Source organism: Agreia sp. (assembly GCF_964263775.1).
In the GTDB taxonomy this organism is placed as follows: Bacteria; Actinomycetota; Actinomycetes; order Actinomycetales; family Microbacteriaceae; genus Agreia.
Genome location: NZ_CAXVWM010000083.1, coordinates 1 through 16,037, shown reverse-complemented (window position 1 = coordinate 16,037; position 16,037 = coordinate 1). Strand labels below are relative to the sequence as shown.

The window sequence follows — 16,037 nt, the reverse complement described above, 5'->3', positions numbered from 1 at the left end:
TGTGCGCGAACGCCGGTGGAGCGTACGGCCTCGATGACGTGGGCGATGGCGTCTTCTTCGGCGAGGTCGGGGCGGCTCGCCACGAAGTCGAGGTAGTCAGCGCCGCCGTCGCTCTCGCTCCTGTCGAGCACGGCGGGGTCTTCGGCGTGCACGATGAGCAGGCCGCCGAACCGCGAGATCTCTTCGGCCGCGGCGAAGAGCTGCTCGGTCTCGAGGTGAGGAAACTCGTCGACGCCCGAGGGCGAGAGAAAGGCCTTGAACCCGAACGCGCCGGCGTCGTGCACCGCCTTCAGCGATCCGAGGCTCGAGGGGATGGCGCCGCCCCAGAATCCGACGTCGACGCTGGCCTGCGGGCCGGCCGCCTCACGTTTGAGCTCGAGCGCCTCGACCGTGGTGGTGGGCGGGATGCTGTTCAGCGGCATGTCGATGATGGTCGTCACGCCCCCGGCCGCGGCCGCGCGGGTCGCGCTCGCGAATCCCTCCCAGTCGGTGCGTCCGGGTTCATTGACATGAACATGAGTGTCGACGACGCCGGGAATGAGAACCTGGTCGTCGGGAAGCGTGACGATCTCTGCGGCGTCGAACGGGGCATCCAGCTCGGCGATCGCGACGATCACACCGCCGGCCGTGGCAACGGATGCCGGGCGGAACTCGCCGTCGATCAGCACCTTCTGTGCCCTCACGACCAGGTCGTAGCGTTCTGCCATGGTGTCGTGGTCTCCTCGTTCGTCGGTGGTCGCATCGACGAATCCAGCCTACTGACGGCTCATCCATCGCCGAGGGCGGTTCTGAAACACCCGCGTTACACGGCGCAGCTACGATGAAACGTTCGTGCCCCTGCAGTTGAAGCATCGTCGGTGTGCCGCGCGTCGAAGGGACCCTCGTGGAATCGCTTCTCACTCCTGGCGCCGCACACGCCGGCTGCCCCAAGAACATGGAGTACGGTCCGTGCGGCGGCGTCGACTTCGACGGCAGCTGCGAGGCCGGCGACTTCCGCTGCGTCTTTCTCGGCGACCCCCTCGTGACCTGGAACGGCGCCGAGCCGCCCGGCCCCGAGGTCGTGCCGCGCACATCCGGGGCCGCAGACATGATCGCGTTGATGAACACGCGCCCCATCGTCGTCGTCGACTTTCCCGCGCGGGCCACGGATGCGGAGTCGCTGGCCGAGTGCGCGGCGCTGCTCGCCGGCCCCGTCGACGCGACGCTCGCCGGGGACTTCGGCAAGGCGCGGGTGCAGTTCTCACCGAGCTACCGGGCATCGCTGATCCGCGCGGCCGGCCTGCAGGTCTGGACAGGAATCAACTGCCGCGACCGCAATCGCGTCGCCATCGAGGGCGAACTCGCAGGTCTCGCCCACGTCGGCGTCGCCGGGGTGCACTGCGTGACCGGAGACCACACCCTGCTCGGCGCCCGCCCCGACGCAGCTCCCGTCTTCGACCTCGACTCACCGCGGGTCGCCGCCCTCGCCCGGGCCGCCGGCCACCTCGTCTCGGTGGGGGAGTCGCCCACGAGTCCGCCCGTCGACCTGCGCGCCGCGCGGCTGCTCGAGAAGACGCGTGCGGGCGCCGACGTGTGCTTCGTGAACCACTGCGGGGGCCTGGATGCCGTGGGCCGGTTCGTGCGCGAGTCGCACGACCTCGGCGTCACGGCCCGCTTCATCCCATGCGTGCCGATGGTGACGGATCGGGCGAGCGCGCGGCTGCTGCAGTCGTTCACCACGCTGGTGCTGCCGGAGGGCTACCTCGAGCGCATCCTCTCCGCCGCGGATCCGAGGGAGGAGGGCATCCGGGCTGCCGTCGAGCTGAGCCTCGAGCTGCTGGAGATCGAGGGCGTTGCCGGCGTGAACCTCTCGGGCGGCGCCGGACTCGGCCGTGAGGCGGAGTTTGCGATCGTTCTGGCGGAGACGGCGCAGCGCCTGGCCCTCTGACCGGGGTCGCGGGCCGGTGTGAGCCTGCGTTTGTGCCCGAATACCTCCTTTAGTTGGCACGGAGGCTGCCCGAATGGCGGTGTTCGGGCACACAAGCTGAGGCGCATCGAGCATCAGCCAGTCCTCCCCAGGGTCGTGTGAGGTCGGTCGGCGCACAGATGCGTCGAATGCGGTGCTGACCTTCCTCGCGTCGACTTGGCTGGGCGCATGGATTCTTCAGCCCCACCGGGTTCACCGCTCGTGTTCGCCCGCGACCTGGCGCGAACAGGGAACAACCCCAACGCGCTGACGAGGGCAGTGCGTCGCAGCGAACTCGCGCGCATCGCGCCCGGAAGCTACATGTCACGCCAGCACTGGGACGCCTTGAACGAGATTCAGCGCACAGTTCAGCGTGCACGGGCAGCATCCGAACGATGGAAGTCGGCACCCGTTTTCTCTCACTGGACCGCGGCGGCCATCCACGGCATGCCACTGATCGGCGCGTGGCCCGCGCGACTTCACGTCATCATCGATTGCACGTCGTCGGTTCGCTCGCGCGGCGAGATCGTGCGTCATGCGATCGGGGTGGATGCGGATGACGTCGTGCTCATCGACGGGATGATCGTGACTTCAGTAGCCCGAACAGTGCTCGACCTCGCCGTTGATGCGACATTCATGTCGGCCGTCACCGCCGCGGACTTCGCACTGTGTCACAAGCGCGAGGCGCGCATCGAGAAGTCCGAGCTGGGCGAGGTCTGGCAGAACCGAGTGCCGTTCCGCGGCCATGTCCGGTCTCGCCGCGTACTCGATTTCGCTAGTCATCTGGCGGAAAGCCCCCTCGAGTCGGGCAGCCGTGTCAACATGCACCTGCTGGGGTTCCCACCTCCAGAACTGCAGGTAGAGTGGCGCGACTACCGAGGACTCATCGGCTACAGCGACTTCTTCTGGGGCGCGTTCAATCGTGTGGGCGAGGCCGACGGACGCGCCAAGTACTTCGACGACGAGATGGCGCGCGGAAAATCGCTGAAGCAGATTCTTTTCGACGAGAAGGTTCGTGAGGATCGGGTGCGCGCCCTGGGCCCGGGCTTCTCGCGCTGGGACTGGGACATCGGGATGAACCCTCGCAAGCTCAAGCCGTTCCTGCTCGCGGGCGGACTGCCGATCCTGACGCGGAGGTGAGTGTGCCCGAATACCTTCATTTGTCGGCCGGACACTCGTCGGAATGGCGGTGTTCGGGCACAAACGCGTGAGCCAGGCACCAGGTCAGCCGGGGAGGGTCGCGGTGCTCCAGGTGCCGTCGGCTGCACGGCGGTATTCGGTGCGGAGGCTCGCGGTGAGCGGGGTTCCGTGCCAGAAGGCGAGACGGGTCGGCTCGATCACAAGGCCGAGCCAGGTGTCGGGCGGGGTCAGAGTGCCGTCGGGGTGCGCGGCATCGAACTCGGCCCACGCCTCCTCTCGTTCCGCGGCCGGGTGCAGCGCGAACTCGGGGGAGTTGAGCCACGCGAGCAGCTGCAGGTATCGGGAACGCCGGCCGAACGCGACGCTCTCTTCTGCGCCCGATGCGCGCCTGGCAACGCCCTGCACCGTCAATTGGCGAAGCTCGGCTGGCCACGCGATGGAGAACGCCACCTCTGGATGAGCCGCGATATCCGCGACCTTGCGGGAGCGCGAATCCGTATGTACGAAGAAGCCGCTCTCATCGAACTCGCTGAGCAGCATGCCGCGCGAATCAGGTCGCCCATCGGGATCGACGGTGGCCAGCGCGATCAACGGGCGGGCGTGGTCGTCGTTCGCCGGCAGCCACTCGGTCAGCACGGCGAACGCATCCGCCGGAATCACGGCGGGCGGAAGGCCGCTCATGACGACGTCGAAGACGCACCGGTGGGATCGAACCGCGTGATCTCGGCGAACGCGGCCGCGGCCTGCGCCACGGAGTGTTCGAACAGCTCAGCGCCGTACGCCGCGTTGGCCGCCGTCGGGTCGCCGAGCACGCCGTCGGTGCCGAAGTCGTTCGACAGCCACCCGAACGACACGGTTTTTGTGAAACCGATGTGCTCGTAGTCGGCGAGGTGCTCGGGCACGCCGCGCTGCGCCAACGACAGGTCGACGAGGTCGGGCCGGATGTGCATGATGAGCGACGTCTCGCTGTGGCCGCCGTGGATGCCGAGGCCCAGCTCGTCGGGCCCGTCGCCCGCGCCGTCGGCCATGGGAGGCACGATCGGCCCGAGCAGGAACGTCTGCAGCCCGAAGCGTCGCCGCAGCTCGCGACAGGCGACCTGCAGCAGGGCGAGGTTGCCGCCGTGGCCGTTGAAGAACGCCACCCTGTTGGCGGGCGTGGCCGCGATCGAGTTGCCGAGGTCGACCACGGTGTTCATCATCGTCTCCCACGTGAGCCACACGGTTCCGGATGCCCAGTGGTGCTCGTCGCTCTTGGTGTACGCGAGGGTCGGCAGAATCCATGCATCGACCCCCTGCGAGGCTGCGCGGTCGACGGCGGCGTTCGCGATCGCATCCGCCAGCAGGTAGTCGGTCATCAGGGGAAGGTGCGATCCGTGGTGCTCGATCGCGCCTGTCGGAATCACAATCACCGAGTCGGCGTCGAGTGCCGCGGTCGCAGCGGGCCCAGACAGCTCGACGAGTCTGCGCGTGCCTCGATCGGTGACCGCCGCGTGTTCGGCGTGCGCGTCGCTCACGCGTCGACCCCGACTGCGACCTTGCCCTGCAATTTGCCCGGGTTCAAGAGACCGTGTGGATCTGTCGTCTCGGCGAGGGCGCGCGTGCGCTCGACCTCGTGGTCGACGAACCAGACGTGCGGGTTGTGCACGCCGACGCCGATCGCCGCGAGCTTGTCGAAGCCCTCGTAGACCTTCTCGGCACTCTCGTAGATGCCGGCGAGCATGCCGATCGGCCGGTTCTTCTGCGCCTCGATGTGCAGCATTCCGCCAGGATAGACGGCGTGCACCTCGTCGATGCGGTCGACGAGTGCGTCACCGGCGACCTCGATGTGAAAGTACTTTCCCGGGTCGCTCCTCTGCAGCCACTCGATCGGATGGTTGTACGAGATCATGCTGAGCTTCATCGCAGTCTGGGCGCCGTCGCGAACCTCCTCGACGCGGCCTCCCGCCGCCTCGATCAGGGCTGTGGCGGCGGGAACCGCCGCGATGTCGAGAATCGCACGCAGGCTCGCCCGGTCTTTCGGGATGCCCGGATCGGCCGGCAGGGCGTTCGCCAGAACGGGGAGGTCGGCCGAGACGAGTCGGGGCGTCGGTTCGAGCCGTCCGATCTCGCGGAGCACGGAGATGGCCTCGGAGAACGTGTCGAAGCTGGCGAACAGTCCGCGCCAGTTCTGCAGGGGTTCGAGGGCGATCGTGGCCCGGGCGATGATTCCCGCGGTGCCGTAGGTGTGCACGTACGGCTGCGCCTCATCGCCGTCGACATGCACGAGCTGCGCATCCGCCGTCGCGTGCACGACGTCGAGGCCCAGCACGAAGCCCTCGTGGTTGGAGCCGTGGGCGATCGACCCCGTTCCGCCGGAACCCCCCGAGAGGAAGCCGCCGATCGAAGACTGGGCGGTCGACGGGTACATGAGAATCTGCTGGCCCGACTCGCGGGCCGCCTGCTCTATCGTGACGATCGGCGTGCCGGCGAGCGCGGTGAGGAAACCGTTGCCGACCTCGACGACGCCGCGCAGCTTCGATAGGTCGAGCACGAGTCCGTTCTTGATCGGGATGGCCTGGCCGTAGTTGCCCGTTCCCTTGCCGCGCGGCGTGATGCCCACTCCGTGGCGAACGGCCGCCGCGACCACCTGCGCCAGTTGCTCGGCCGTCGTCGGGAAGGCGACGATGTCGGCCAGTCCGAGTGGAAGCTGCTCGGTGATGATCGGCGACAGGTACGAGCCGTCGGCCGAGGCCTTCTCGCGCGCCCGCAGTTCTGTCGTCACGCCTCGCTCGCCCAGGATGACGGAGAGTTCGGCGGCGAGGGAGGTGATGCTCTCGGGCAGGTCGGTCATGGTGGGGGTCCTTTTGGTTATCTGCTGTAGTCGTACCACTTGCCGACGGCGAGCTTGCCCAGCCAGCCGAAGACAAGGAATACCACGACTCCGAAGAGCGCCGCCGTGATGATGGCGGCGAAGAGCTCGGGCCCCTGGACCCGCGACTGGTAGTTGCTGATGAGTGCACCGAGTCCGGGTTCTCCCCGGCGGAAGAAGAAGTCGCCGACGATGGCTCCCACGACGGCGAGCCCGGCGGAGATGCGCATGCCCGCGAAGATCGCCGGGAGCGCGGCGGGGAACTCGAGCTTCGTCAACACGGTCCAGCGATTGGCCTTCTGCAGCTGGAACAGCTCGCGCTGACCCTTGTCGACCGACTGCAGCCCGAACAGCGTGTTCGAGACGATCGGAAAGAGCGCGATCAGGATGCAGACGATGACCCGCGCGGGGAAGTCGAAGCCGAACCAGAACCCGATGAGGGGAACAAGGGCGAGGATCGGGATGCACTGGAGGATGACGGCATAGGGGAAGAGCGAGCGCTCGATCCAGCGCGCCTGGCTCATCGCGACGGCCCACACGAATCCAATCGCGATGGCGATCGCGAGCCCGGTCAGGGCGACGCCGGCCGAGCGGGTCAGGGCCTCCATGATGTCCCCGAGGGTCTTCGGGTCGAAGAACGCGTCGGTGAAGATCTTGTGCGGCGGCGGCACCAGGAACGACTGCTTCGGGTCGATGACCACATAGCTGACGAAGTACCACAGGACCACGATGACGATGAAGACCAGCACGGGCGGCACCCATGAGGGCAGTCGCGCACCTCGCCGAGTGGGCATCTCGGAGGCCCGGGAGATCGTCCTGATCGTCGGGTTGGTGGTCACGGGCCCGGTCGGGGGAGCGGTGGTGGTCATGAGTGTCCCTCTCGGAGCGCGTGCGAGACCTCGCCGGCAAGTTCGGCGAACTCGGGGGTGAAGCGGATCTCCGGGTCGCGCGGGTAGGCGAAGGGAACGTCGAAGGTCTCTACGATCTTTCCCGGTCGGCCCGACATCACGATGACTCGCGTCGACAGGTACACCGCCTCGGAGACGCTGTGCGTGATGAAGAGCCCGGCGAACTGCTGCTCGGTGAAGAGCTTGATCAGTTCGTCGTTGAGGCGCTCGCGCGTGATCTCGTCGAGGGCGCCGAACGGCTCGTCGAAGAGGAACAGTTCGGGGTCGAGTGTCAACGAACGGGCGAGGGATGCGCGCATGCGCATGCCGCCCGAGAGCGTCTTCGGCAGGTGCCTCTCGAAGCCTTTCAGTCCGACGAGCTCGATCGCCTCTGTCGCCTTGGCGATGCGCGTCTTCTTGGAGATGCCGTTGAGCTCGGCCAGCAGTTCGACGTTCGCCTGCACCGTGCGCCACGGCAACAGGGTCGCGTCCTGGAACACGTAGCCGATGCGCTTCGTGGCGACGTGCATCTCGCCGGCCGTCGCCGGGGTGAGCCCGGACGCGATACGCAGGAGCGTGGACTTGCCGCATCCGGACGGACCGACGACGGTGACGAACTCGCCCTTCCTGACCGTGAGGTCGACTCCGGAGAGTGCGGTCGTGCCGTTGGGAAACGTCATGGCGACGTCGGAGAAATTGAGAAGCTCGGTTGTCGTTATAGACACGGGGAGATCCGTCGTCAGCGTCATCGGGCTCATCACCTCTTTTCGAGAAGGAGTTCGGTCGGCTCGGCGGTTCGAGTCGGTAGGGGTGTGTGGTGCGTGACCTCGCTGAAGGCGACGAGGCGTCCCGCGTGGATCACGTACCGGTCGGCGGGCGCGTTGGCCACCACATCCGCGAGATTGCCGCCGCGAACGGCGAGCAGTTCGGCTTTCGCCCCGACGAGGGCGCCGGCGGGTTCGAGGTTCATCACCGAGCGTGCGCCATCGCTGACGGCGGCGTACGCCTCGGCCAGAGTCAGGTGGCCGGCGGTGACGAGCAGGGAGGCGGTCTCGAGGGCGTCGCTGCGGCCGACGGGGTTGAACGGGTCGCGCACGTTGTCGGCGCCCGCACCCAGCCGCACCCCGGCATCCAGAAGCCGGCGGACGGCCGTGAGGCCGCGCGGCGTCGATACCGGATGCTGCCAGCCCTGCAGGTACAGATTGGTGATCGGCAGAGTCACGATTCCGATGTCACTGGCGAGCACCTCGTCGATGACGTCGTCGAGTTCGCCGTGTTCGAGAGTGCCGAGGCGCACGCAGTGACCGGCGGTGACGGGCATGGATTTCGGCCAGTGGCGCACGGTGCGGGCGAGCTCGGCCAGCGTGTGGTCGCCCGTGAGACTCTCGTCGGTGTGGATGTCGACGCCGACGCCCCGAGCCGCCGCGATGGCGAGAAGGCGCTGGAGATCGACGCTCTGGTCGTCGGCGAGGTGCGGGGCGCCGCCCACGAGGTCGACTCCGAGGTCGAGGGCGGCCTCCACATCGGCGGTGGGAATGGTCGGCCCCGCGAGGGCAGCGAGCTCGATGTGCATCAACTCGCTGAGCTCGTCGCGAACCTGCACGAGGGCCTGGACACCGCGTAGCGGCGAATCGCCCGAGAGCACGTCGACGTGGCAGCGCACCGCGGTCGTTCCGTTCTGCAGCAGCAGGAGCGCGGCCCGGCGTGCCCGGTCGACGATGGACTCGACGCTCATCGTGGCCGAGTAGTCCTTCCACGACTGGATGGCCAGGCCGAGGTCGCCCATGGGCGGGTCGATCAGGTTCCAGGAGAGCGCCTTGTCGAGGTGTGCATGGGGTTCGGCCGGTGCGGAGAGCAGCACGAAACCGGTCAGATCGATGGTCTCGGATGCGGCGGCGCTCGGTGTGCCGCCGGCCGGGCGCACCGCCGTCACGGTGTCGCCCATGATCTCGACATCGACAACCGAACCGTCTGAGAGGGTCGCGGAGCGGAGGAGGGAGATCGCTCGTGGCACTGCGCTCATTGTGTGCCCTCCGATGAACTTCTGGGGCCCGCTGGCCGGTGACGGAATCACTCTATGCAGTGGATATTTCGGCCACGTAACGCCGAGGTTTCCTCCCGTGACGCCGCGAGGATCGTGCCCCGAGTTCGCCCGTGCGAGGGGTACTGTCGCAGTGAACGACCCCGCTTCTCCCCACCGAAAGCCTCGACATCCATGTCATTCCACCTCCCCGAGATCGCCGCTGTCGTGAGTCGGCTCGACGATGTGGCCGACGGCGTCAAGGCCATCGAGTTCCGGGCCGCCGACGGATCCGAGTTGCCGGGCTGGACTCCCGGCGCCCATCTCGACGTGGTCGTGCGCGACGGCCTCGAACGGCAGTATTCGCTGTGCGGCGACCCGGCCGACAGACGCTCCTACCGCATCGGTGTGCTTCGCGAGGAAGGCGGCCGGGGCGGCTCCCTCGCGATGCACAGCGAGCTGGCCGTGGGCAGCCCCATCCGATTGCGGGGTCCCCTGAACCATTTCGAGCTGGTGCCCGCACGGCGCTACCTCTTCATCGCAGGCGGAATCGGCATCACTCCCATCGTGCCCATGATCCGTGCGGCGGAAGCGACGGGAGCGACCTGGGCGCTTGCCTACGCGGGCCGCACGAGGCGCACGATGGCGTTTCTTGATGAGCTCGAGAGGGAGTTCGGCGATCGGGTGCGATCCTACACGGCCGACGTCGACGCCCGAATGGAGGTCGCCTCGCTCGTCGCGGAGGCGGATGACGACACGCTCGTCTACTGCTGCGGGCCGGCACGTCTTCTCGCCGCCGTCGAAGACGCATCCGTCGACCTGCCGCATGGCAGCCTGCACCTCGAACGGTTCGAGGCCCGTGATGCGGGGGCGCCACTGCTCGACGACTCGTTCGAAGTGGAGCTCGCGTTGTCCGGCGAGATGCTGACCGTGCCGCCCGACCGGTCGATCCTCGACGTGGTCGAAGAAGCGGGCGTGCTGGTGCTCTCGTCGTGCCGCGAGGGAACCTGCGGAACCTGCGAGACGCCGGTGGTCTCCGGCGAGGTCGACCACCGGGATTCGGTGCTCACACTCGATGAGCAGGAGGACAACGAGGTCATGATGATCTGCGTGTCCCGGGCCGCCTGCCCGCGGCTCGTGCTCGAGCTCTAGGGTCGCGGGCTCGTATTCCGCAGGCCGGATCGACTGATATTTCCGGGGCGTTTCAGGCTCGTTATTTTTGACTTCATCGACGAGTGTCGGCTAATTCGATGGCCTACCGTGGCGAGAGTCGGATGGCCTGACCAGTCCTGACGCCCCCCACACACGCATACGACCCGCACCGGGAGCACACTATGAAGTCACGCCACTCGAAGGCCGTTCTGGTCTTCGGCCTCATCGGAACAGCAGCCATCGGACTCACCGCCTGCAGCGGCGGATCTACCCCTGAGGCGACCTCTTCGAGCAGCCCGGAGATCGGTTCCGTCGACCTCAAGGCCGCCGGTTGCCCCGCCACCATCTCCGTCCAGACCGACTGGAACCCCGAGTCCGAGCACGGCAGCCTCTACGAGATGCTCGACCCGTCGACGGTCACCGTCGACACCGACGCCAAGACCGTCGCCGGGCCGCTTATGGCCGGTGGCGAGTACACCGGCGTCGCCCTCGAGGTGCGCGCGGGTGGACCGGCGATCGGATTCCAGAGCGTTCCCGCCCAGATGTACACCGACGACACCATCACTTTGGGCTACGTCTACAGCGACGAAGCCGTGCAGAACTCGGTCGCTCAGCCGACCGTGGGCGTGTTCGCTCCGCTCGACAAGACGCCCACGATGATCATGTGGGACCCGGCCACCTACCCCGACGTCGAGACCATCGAAGACCTGGGCAAGACCGACGCCTTCGTGCGCTACTTCGGCGGATCGGCCTACATGGAGTACCTCATCGGCAGCGGCCTGCTGAAGGAATCGCAGACCGACGGCGGCTACGACGGAACCCCGGCGAACTTCGTCGCGGCCTCCGGCAAGGACGCCCAGCAGGGCTACGCCAGTGCCGAGCCGTACATCTACGAGAACGAGGTCGAGGCCTGGATGAAGCCGGTCGAGTACCAGCTCATCAACGACGCCGGCTGGGAGATCTACCCGGTGGTCGTCTCGGCGCGCACCGACGACATGGAAGACCTGGCCCCGTGCCTCAAAGCACTCGTTCCGGTGATGCAGCAGGCCGACGTCGACTACTACAGCGACCCGACGACAGCGAACGGCCTGATCCTCGACCTGGTCGACCAGTACGACACGGGCTGGGTCTACAGCCAAGGCGTCGCCGATTACTCCGTCGAGACGCAGAAAAAGCTCAAACTGGTCGGCAACGGCTCCGACGACATCGTGGGCAACTTCGACATGGACCGCCTGCAGTCGTTCGTCGAGCTCGCGACTCCCATCTACGAGGGAATCGGCAGTGCACCGACCGAGGGTCTGACCGCCGACGACATCGCGACGAACGAGTTCGTCGACGACTCCATCGGCTTCACCGAGTAAGCATGTCGAATCCACGCGGCATCCTGATCACGGGTGCAACGCTCCTGCCCGTGGCGAACGGCGCCCCGGAGGTCATCCGGGACGGCTGGATGCTCGTGGAGGACGGCATCATCTCGTCGCTCGGGGAGGGCATCCCTCACCGGGTCGGCGACGATATCGAGGTCATCGACGTGGCTGGCGCATTCGTGGCGCCGGGATTCGTCTCGTCCCACAGCCACCTCTTCACGAGCGGCTCCCGAGGGCTCGCGGTGAACGAGACCCTCTACGGCTGGTGCACGGCGATGTTCGCCGTGACAGGAGCGGCAACTCCGGACGAGATCTACTGGTGCACCCTGCACGGCGCCTTCGACATGCTGAACAACGGGGTGACGACAGCGTTCGACTTCACCGACGGGCGGCTTCCCTGGGAGCCGCTCGTCGACGGCAGGCGTATCGAGGGCGGACCGCAGGAGTTGCGCGCGGTCGAGTACCTTACCCGGCAGGCCGACGCGAAACTCGACAGCGGCATCCGTTTCGTCAACTCCGTGCTGATCGACGACACCGTCGGTACACGCGAGGAGGTGCTCGAGCGGCTCGGCGAGATCGTGCGGCACTGCGAATCGCTCGATCGCCGATTCATGCTGCGAGCAGCGATCTCGGGGGCGGGCCAGTGGTCGCCCAATACCGACTGCGCCAAGATCGAGGTCGAGGCGATGCGCCGCTTCGGGCTCATCAACCAGGCGCACCTGCTGGAGACTCGCGAGGCGGTCGAGCTGCAGCGCGAGAAGTTCGACCGTTACGAGGCGGCCAGCGCCTTCGGCCCCGACTTCATCTTCGGCCACTTCATCCAGACCACGCCCGACATCCTGCGCCGTACCGCCGCGGGCGGGGCGAACATGTCGTGGCAACCCAACGCTAACGGACGGCTCGCGTCAGGAGTCGCGGCCATTCCCGAGATCCGGGCCCTCGGCATCCGGGTCGGCATGGGCCTCGACGACCAGGCCTGCACAGACATCTCTGACCCGTGGCAGAACATGCGCATGGGCATGTACGCGGTGCGCGCCACGACCGGCGACCCTACGACGCTCTCGACGGCCGACATGCTGCGGATGCATACGCTCGGCTCGGCCGAGATCCTCGGCATCGACGACAGGGTCGGTTCGCTCGAGCCCGGCAAGTTCGCCGATTTCGTCATCGTCGATCCCCGCTCGCCCGACATCGGTCCGCTGTGGGAGCCCGTGTCGAGTTACGTTCTGGCCTGCGGGCTGCGCAACCTGAAGAAAGTCTACGTCGGGGGAGAGCTGCGCTCCGTCGGCGGCGACGCCGTCGACCCGCTCGCCTCGGAGGCGAGCAGGCAGATCCATCGCATCCTCCCCGAGATCACGAGGGGTGCTCCGCTCGCCGGCGCGGTCCACGCGGGCGAGCCCCTCGTCGGAGTCTCCGCATGAGCGGCTCGACCGCGGCATTCGCGCCCCACGCCTGGCCCGTCTCGGGCGGTCGCGTCGACCTCGCGCGCGCGAGTCGCACCCCCCGGCCGGTCGAGATCGACGCCGTTCCGCAACCGCTCTCGATCGACCTCGACCGCACGGCGATCATCGTGGTCGACATGCAGAACGACTTCTGCGCCGAGGGCGGCTGGCTCAACGGCATCGGAGTCGACGTGTCGCCCGCGCGCGCGGCCATCGACCCCCTCAACGCACTGCTGCCGGCGCTCCGCACCGCAGGAGTACCGGTGATCTGGCTGAACTGGGGCAACCGCCCCGACCGGCTCAACCTGCCGGCCAACGTGCTGCACGTGTACGACTCGGACGGCTCGGGCGGTGGCATCGGCGACCCCACGTCGAAAGGGGAGGCCGTGCTCACGGCGGGCAGCTGGGGAGCCGCCATCGTCGACGGCCTCGACGTCGCACTCACCGACATCCACGTCGACAAATTCAGGATGAGCGGATTCTGGGACACCCCGCTCGACAGCATCCTCCGCTTTCTCGGCATCGACTCGCTGCTCTTCGCCGGAGTCAACGCCGACCAGTGCGTGCTCGCCACACTCACCGATGCGGCCTGCGCCGGCTACGACTGCGTCATGGTCGAAGAGGTCAGCGCCACGACATCACCCGACTTCTGCCTGGCCGCCACCGTCTACAACGTGCGCCAGTGCTTCGGCTTCACCACCACGCCGGATGAGCTTTTCAACGCGCTGCCGCGCGCCTGACCTCGAACCCCGTACCGATCCACCCACCCAGCACAGGAGAACCCATGGCCGCCGCACCCATCCTCAAGCACCTCAGCGAGCTCAAGGCCCACCGCATCACCCCGGGCGACACGGTGCGCCTCGTGCCGCTCGCCGGCCCCGACGACGATTCGCCCTCGAGCGTCTTCTTCGAGATCTGGGACCCGTCGGGGGTGCAGCCCGACAACTCGCACCCCGACTCCGTCGAGATCTTCGTCTTCCTCGAGGGCGAGGGCGAGGCGTTCAGTGACGAGCACTCCGTGAAGGTCGCTGCGGGCGACGTGCTCATCCTGCCCAGCGGCTCGGTGCACCACATCAAGAACACCTCTGACACCGAGCGTCTCTACGCGGTCACGATCATGGCGAACGACCTGGGATCGCAGGAGCTCGGCGCGACGACCGGGTTCGAGCACCTCGTGAAGAGCGGCGGAGAGGTGGAGTTCGAGGACTCCGACAAGGCCGTTCTCTTCGCGAGTCTCCGCGCGCTCGCCGGCCCCGCCTGATGCCGCATACGCCCCTTCTCGCCCGCCTGTCGACCACTCGGGTCGCGGCGATCGACATGACCGATGCCGTCGTCATCCAGCCCATCGGCGCCTTCGAGCAGCACGGACCGCACCTGCCGCTCGACACAGACGCGCTGGTGGCCGAGACGGTCGCGGCTCGCGCGGTCGCCGGCCTGCCCGACGACGCGAACGTGTGGATCCTGCCGACGCTGCGCTACGGCAAGTCGAATGAGCACGCGGGCCGCACCGGCACGATGACCCTCAGCGCGTCGACGCTCATCTCCATGCTGCACGACGTGGGTGCGTCGGTCGCCGCGTCGGGCTTTCGCAAACTCGTCTTCGTGAACGCGCACGGCGGCCAGCCGCAGCTGCTCGAGATGGTGGCGCGCGACATCCGCGCGGCCACGGGACTGCAGGTCTTTCCGGTGAGCGCCATGCATCTCGGCGAGCCCGAGGGCATGGCCTGGGACGACGCGGGGTTCAGCATCCACGGCGGGCAGTCCGAGACCTCCGTCGTGATGGCGATCGACGAGACCCTCGTCGACCTCGATGTGGCGGCCCCCGACGGAGTGGCTCTCGACAGCCTGTTCTCGGGCTTCACCCACCTCACCCTTGAGGGCGCCGTTCCCACGGCCTGGCTCACCGACGACGTCTCGACCAACGGTGTCATCGGAGATCCGCGACGGGCGAGCGTCGAGCTGGGCACACGCGTGCTCGAGCACTGGAGCGACGCCCTGTCGGAGGCCTTGCTCGAGATCAAGCGGTTCGAGTGGCCAGAACTGACGTGAGGCCCGAGGCCAGCGCGCGCTGGTCGTGGTCGACGAGCTCGTAGTCGCGCACGACCACGCGTCCTGCTACGACCACGTGCTTGGGCCGGCGGCCCGGGTTGGCCCAGAGCAAACCGGCCAGGGGATCGGCGACCCCGGCGTCGGCCACACCCGAGACATCCCAGACGCACAGGTCTGCGGCGGAGCCGTGGCGCAGGTGACCCAGCTCGCTTCGACCGAGTCCGCGAGCCGATCCCGCAGTCGCCATGCCGAGCACCTCGCGTGCAGCCAAGGGTGGGCCGACGAGCGGCGCGACCTGCATCGCGAGTCGGGCATCCGCGAGCAGGTGGCCGGCATCGTTGCTGCCGCCCCCGCTGGTGCCGAGGCCCACAGCGATGCCTGCGGCGCGCAGTGCGGCAACGGGCGCGATTCCCCAACCCATCGGCAGGTCGCAGCCGGGCGCATGCGTGGCCGTGACGCCGGCGGATGCGAGCCGCGCGATCTCGTCGGGCGTCACGGCGCAGAGATGCGCGATCGTGACGTCGGGGGCGAGCCAGCCCCACTCGTCGAGAAGGTCGATGGGCCGCCGACCGTACCTCTCGAGCGCGATGGCCACATCGACCTGCTCGTTCGCCTGGGTTCGGCGGCGCAGTCCGTGCCGCTCGGCCACCTCGCCGAGCAGCCGGAACGTCAGCTCGCCGTCGCTGTGCACCCCGGCCGGCCCGACGGCGAGCTGCAGCATCCCGTCGGTCGATACGCCGCCCACACCTCGTGGCACGAGGGCCGCGACGAGGCCCTCGGCCGACAACGATGCCTGCTCCGGGTCGTCGCGGGCCGAGCCGCGCACGAAGACGAGGCGCCCGCCCAGCTCGGAGGCGGCCGACGCGGTGGCCCGTGCGATGCCGACGTCATCACAGCCCTCGGGCCAAGTGAGGTGGTGGTCGGCCACCGTCGTGACCCCAGAGAGCAGGCCCTCGGCGACCCCCACCAGGGCGGCGGTGTGCGCGAGCTCGGGGTCGATTCCGACGCGGCCGTACGCCGCGGCCATGGTTGGCAGCCAGTCGCTCATCGCGACGCCGCGGGTGCCGGCAAGCGTGCGGAACGCACTCTGCAGCAGGTGGTGGTGCGCGTTCACGAGACCCGGCGTCACCACGCAACCGGATGCATCCAGCACCTCGATCTCGTCGCTCTCGACGGTCGCCGCGACG

At 68.0% G+C, this 16,037-nt stretch carries 16 protein-coding genes; 8 read left to right on the top strand and 8 right to left on the bottom strand.

Features of this window, described 5'->3' with window-relative positions; genetic code table 11:
- A partial coding sequence (locus ACE5CZ_RS06885) for an amidohydrolase family protein (RefSeq protein WP_374946592.1) occupies positions 1–707 on the bottom strand: 707 nt, incomplete at its 3' end.
- 176 nt (positions 708–883) lie between these two features.
- Between ACE5CZ_RS06885 and ACE5CZ_RS06880 the strand changes: the two genes are divergently transcribed.
- Together ACE5CZ_RS06880 and ACE5CZ_RS06875 are read left to right on the top strand one after the other, a co-directional pair.
- Positions 884–1,927, top strand: coding sequence for a methylenetetrahydrofolate reductase (locus ACE5CZ_RS06880; RefSeq protein WP_374946591.1), 1,044 nt, complete (start codon positions 884–886; stop codon positions 1,925–1,927).
- Between the two features lie 207 nt (positions 1,928–2,134).
- A complete protein-coding gene (locus ACE5CZ_RS06875) occupies positions 2,135–3,085 on the top strand; it encodes a hypothetical protein (protein WP_374946590.1) in 951 nt (316 codons plus the stop codon).
- Between the two features lie 84 nt (positions 3,086–3,169).
- On the opposite strand, the gene ACE5CZ_RS06870 is transcribed toward ACE5CZ_RS06875, so the two are convergent.
- From ACE5CZ_RS06870 to ACE5CZ_RS06845, 6 genes are read right to left on the bottom strand one after another with little or no spacing between them, the layout of a single operon-like run.
- Positions 3,170–3,766, bottom strand: coding sequence for a pyridoxamine 5'-phosphate oxidase family protein (locus tag ACE5CZ_RS06870; protein ID WP_374946589.1), 597 nt, complete (start codon positions 3,764–3,766; stop codon positions 3,170–3,172).
- Positions 3,763–4,599, bottom strand: coding sequence for a creatininase family protein (locus ACE5CZ_RS06865; RefSeq protein WP_374946588.1), 837 nt, complete (start codon positions 4,597–4,599; stop codon positions 3,763–3,765). The genes ACE5CZ_RS06870 and ACE5CZ_RS06865 overlap by 4 nt, the downstream gene beginning before the upstream one ends.
- Positions 4,596–5,915 (bottom strand): FAD-binding oxidoreductase, encoded by a 1,320-nt coding sequence (locus ACE5CZ_RS06860; protein ID WP_374946587.1) that lies wholly within the window; start codon positions 5,913–5,915, stop codon positions 4,596–4,598. The genes ACE5CZ_RS06865 and ACE5CZ_RS06860 overlap by 4 nt, the downstream gene beginning before the upstream one ends.
- Before the next feature lie 17 nt (positions 5,916–5,932).
- Positions 5,933–6,802 (bottom strand): ABC transporter permease, encoded by an 870-nt coding sequence (locus ACE5CZ_RS06855; protein WP_374946586.1) that lies wholly within the window; start codon positions 6,800–6,802, stop codon positions 5,933–5,935.
- Positions 6,799–7,545 (bottom strand): ABC transporter ATP-binding protein, encoded by a 747-nt coding sequence (locus tag ACE5CZ_RS06850; protein WP_374946585.1) that lies wholly within the window; start codon positions 7,543–7,545, stop codon positions 6,799–6,801. The genes ACE5CZ_RS06855 and ACE5CZ_RS06850 overlap by 4 nt, the downstream gene beginning before the upstream one ends.
- A 32-nt stretch (positions 7,546–7,577) precedes the next feature.
- Positions 7,578–8,843 (bottom strand): amidohydrolase family protein, encoded by a 1,266-nt coding sequence (locus tag ACE5CZ_RS06845; RefSeq protein ID WP_374946584.1) that lies wholly within the window; start codon positions 8,841–8,843, stop codon positions 7,578–7,580.
- 192 nt (positions 8,844–9,035) lie between these two features.
- On the opposite strand from ACE5CZ_RS06845, the gene ACE5CZ_RS06840 reads away from it, so the two are divergent.
- The 6 genes from ACE5CZ_RS06840 to ACE5CZ_RS06815 all read left to right on the top strand — a co-directional run bounded on the left by ACE5CZ_RS06840 (position 9,036) and on the right by ACE5CZ_RS06815 (position 14,850).
- On the top strand, positions 9,036–9,992 hold the full coding sequence (locus ACE5CZ_RS06840; protein WP_374946583.1) for a PDR/VanB family oxidoreductase: 957 nt from the start codon (positions 9,036–9,038) through the stop codon (positions 9,990–9,992).
- 182 nt (positions 9,993–10,174) lie between these two features.
- On the top strand, positions 10,175–11,353 hold the full coding sequence (locus ACE5CZ_RS06835) for an ABC transporter substrate-binding protein (RefSeq protein ID WP_374946582.1): 1,179 nt from the start codon (positions 10,175–10,177) through the stop codon (positions 11,351–11,353).
- Between the two features lie 2 nt (positions 11,354–11,355).
- Positions 11,356–12,780, top strand: a complete 1,425-nt coding sequence (locus ACE5CZ_RS06830) for an amidohydrolase family protein (RefSeq protein WP_374946581.1) — start codon at positions 11,356–11,358, stop codon at positions 12,778–12,780.
- Positions 12,777–13,541 (top strand): cysteine hydrolase family protein, encoded by a 765-nt coding sequence (locus tag ACE5CZ_RS06825; RefSeq protein ID WP_374946580.1) that lies wholly within the window; start codon positions 12,777–12,779, stop codon positions 13,539–13,541. Before ACE5CZ_RS06830 ends, ACE5CZ_RS06825 begins: the two co-directional genes overlap by 4 nt.
- Before the next feature lie 44 nt (positions 13,542–13,585).
- Positions 13,586–14,062, top strand: coding sequence for a cupin domain-containing protein (locus ACE5CZ_RS06820; RefSeq protein WP_374946579.1), 477 nt, complete (start codon positions 13,586–13,588; stop codon positions 14,060–14,062).
- Positions 14,062–14,850, top strand: coding sequence for a creatininase family protein (locus ACE5CZ_RS06815; protein ID WP_374946578.1), 789 nt, complete (start codon positions 14,062–14,064; stop codon positions 14,848–14,850). The genes ACE5CZ_RS06820 and ACE5CZ_RS06815 overlap by 1 nt, the downstream gene beginning before the upstream one ends.
- Here the strand turns inward: ACE5CZ_RS06815 and ACE5CZ_RS06810 are convergent.
- Positions 14,819–16,037: amidohydrolase family protein (locus ACE5CZ_RS06810; RefSeq protein WP_374946577.1), on the bottom strand; the 1,219-nt coding region annotated here is incomplete at its 5' end. The two genes, ACE5CZ_RS06815 and ACE5CZ_RS06810, sit on opposite strands and share 32 nt — an antisense overlap.